Genomic DNA, 2,855 nt, shown 5'->3' with positions numbered 1-2,855 from the left:
GCCCCACCCCGTAGTCCCGTACGGCGACGGCGACGGCCCCGCCCGCCGCGCCGAGCCGTACGACGACGTCCCGGCCCTCGCCGTGCTCGACGGCGTTGACGACCAGATTGCGCAGCACCCGCTCCACGCGCCGGGCGTCCGCCTCGGCGACCACGGGCTGCTCGTCCCCGAGTACCCGGATGCGGCTGCCCTTGCGCTCGGCCAGCGGCTCGGCCCCGCCGATCACCCGGCGCACGACCTCACGCAGATCTATCGGCTCGGCCTCCAGCGCCGCGGCGCCCGCGTCGAAGCGGCTGATCTCCAGCAGATCCGCGAGCAGCGACTCGAAGCGGTCGAGCTGGTCGCCGAGGAGTTCGGCGGAGCGCGCCGTCACCGGATCGAAGTCGGCGCGCGCCTCATGGATGACGTCGGCGGCCATCCGTACGGTCGTCAGCGGGGTCCGCAGCTCGTGCGAGACGTCCGAGACGAAGCGCCGCTGCATCCGCGAGAGCTCCTCCAACTGCTGGATCTTGAGCTGGAGGTTCTGCGCCATCTTGTTGAAGGCTTCACCGAGCCGGGCGATGTCGTCCTCGCCGGTGACCTTCATACGTTCCTGTAGACGGCCGGTGGACAGCCGCTCCGCGATCCCCGCCGCCATCCGTACGGGCGTCACGACCTGCCGCACCACCAGCCAGGCGATCGCGCCCAGCAGGACGACCACGAAGAGCCCGGCCGTGGCGAGCGTGCCCTTGACCAGGTTGAGCGACTGCCCCTCCTGCGTCAGCGGGAAGAGGTAGTACAGCTCGTACGCGTTGCCGTCGGCGTCGTTCAGCCGCTTGCCGACGATCAGGCCCGGCTCCGGATCCCGGTCCTCGGTGGCCCGGGTGTAGCGGATCTCCGCATAGCGCTGGTACGCCCCGCTGCCCTGCGCCACCGACGTCCGCAGATCGACGGGAACGCTGGAGAAGTCGACCCCGCCGGAGACCCGCGGCGCCCGGCTGGTGGACGCCGCGTCCTGGCCGTCGGGGCTCAGCGCGACCACGTTGAACGCCCCGGGCCCGCCACTGGCGAGCTGCTCGACCAGATCGGACCGCCAGTTGACGGAGTTACGTCCCGACCGGCCGCTCGCCCCATCGCCGTCCCGGCCACCGAGCGCCGCCGAGGAGTCGGCCTTCTCCTTGGCCACGGTGAAACCGCCGGCCGCCTGGCTCTGCGCGGCCTTCTCCTTGGCTTCGAGCAGCCCGTTGCGCACCTGCCCGATGACCACGAACCCGAGCAGCAGCACCACACCCAGCGACATCAGCAGCGTCGCCGCGACGACCCGGAGCTGGATGTTGCGCCGCCACAGCCGCACGGCGGGCAGCAGCGGACGCCGCACCCACCGCACCAGCAGCCGCAGCACGGGACCGCCCGGCGAACCGTCCTGGAGGAGCCGGCCGCTCTGGAACAGCCGGCTCACCCCCGAGAAGGCACGCCCGGGCCCGGCAGCCCGCCCCGCACGGACTCCCGGCTCACCGGGCTTCGGAGCAGCACTGCCGCCGGACATGTCAGCTCGGCCCTGCCTTGTAACCGACACCACGGACGGTCACCACGATCTCCGGGCGCTCCGGGTCCTGCTCGACCTTGGAACGCAGCCGCTGCACATGCACATTGACCAGCCGGGTGTCCGCGGCGTGCCGGTAGCCCCACACCTGCTCAAGAAGCACCTCACGGGTGAACACCTGCCACGGCTTACGGGCCAGCGCGACCAGCAGATCGAACTCCAGCGGCGTCAGGGCGATCGACTGCCCGTCCCGCTTCACGGAGTGACCGGCCACATCGATGACCAGGTCACCTATGGTCAACTGCTCCGGAGCCGGCTCCTCCGACCTGCGCAGCCGCGCCCTGATCCGGGCCACCAGCTCCTTGGGCTTGAACGGCTTGACGATGTAGTCGTCGGCACCGGACTCCAGCCCCACCACCACATCGACCGTGTCGCTCTTGGCCGTGAGCATGACGATGGGCACCCCGGACTCGGCCCTGATCAGACGGCACACCTCGATGCCGTCCCGTCCGGGCAGCATGAGGTCCAGCAGCACCAGATCCGGCTTGGCCTCCCGGAAGGCCGCGAGTGCCTTGTCACCGTCCGCTACGAACGACGGCTCGAAACCTTCACCACGCAGCACAATCCCGAGCATCTCGGCCAGTGCGGTGTCGTCATCGACGACAAGGACGCGTCCCTTCATATCGACATCATCCCATTTTCATTTCCGTTGCGTAGACACGCGTGATCTGTCTCACTGACCGGCGGCGACGTGCGCCGATGGCCGTGTGTGACCGTCGCCGCCCGTCGACGTTGATGTCAAGCACTGATGTCAAACCCACTGCGGTGGATCCGAGCCCTGGCCGGCCGCCAGGCGTCTCCCACCCGCATCCCGCCTCCTGTCGCCCCACACCGTAGTGGAGCGGACGGCGCTCCCCGACGGCCCGACCGGACCGCCACCACCGCGAACACCTGCGGGAAGGCCGCCCGTTCAGCCCCTTCCCGCCCGGCGCGCCCCGGCACACAGCTCCGCCACACCGCCCCCGGTCACCGGGGAGACCACACCACGTTCGGTGACGATCGCCGTCACCAGTTCCGGCGGGGTCACATCGAAAGCGGGGTTGTACGCCTGCGTCCCCAGAGGCGCCACCGGCATCCCGCCTCCGGGCTCCACCCCCGCCACCGCAACCTGCGGCGCTGTGAACTCCGTCACCTCCAGACCCGGTCGTTGCTCCACCTCTATCGACGCCCCGTCGGGGGTGTCCAGGTCGATGGGACCGGGGGGGGGCCCCCCCGCCGAACGCCCCCAGGGGGTGTTAGGGGCGCCCGCGCCCGCGCAGACGCCCCCCCCAGT

2 protein-coding genes and 1 pseudogene are annotated in these 2,855 nt (G+C 70.8%); all 3 read right to left on the bottom strand.

Annotation, left to right across the window (positions count from 1 at the left end):
• Positions 1-1,525: MtrAB system histidine kinase MtrB (gene mtrB / locus ACFXPK_RS31190; RefSeq protein ID WP_385080490.1), on the bottom strand; the 1,525-nt coding region annotated here is incomplete at its 3' end.
• A gap of 1 nt (position 1,526) precedes the next feature.
• Positions 1,527-2,204 (bottom strand): two-component system response regulator MtrA, encoded by a 678-nt coding sequence (gene mtrA, locus ACFXPK_RS31185; protein WP_329826349.1) that lies wholly within the window; start codon positions 2,202-2,204, stop codon positions 1,527-1,529.
• 288 nt (positions 2,205-2,492) lie between these two features.
• Positions 2,493-2,855, bottom strand: a pseudogene (locus ACFXPK_RS31180) (hypothetical protein); the annotation flags it as partial.

The sequence above is a fragment of the Streptomyces sp. NPDC059142 genome (assembly GCF_042755665.1).
Taxonomy (GTDB): domain Bacteria; phylum Actinomycetota; class Actinomycetes; order Streptomycetales; family Streptomycetaceae; genus Streptomyces.
Note: the sequence above shows the minus strand (reverse complement) of the source record. Positions and strands in the feature narration are given on the sequence as shown.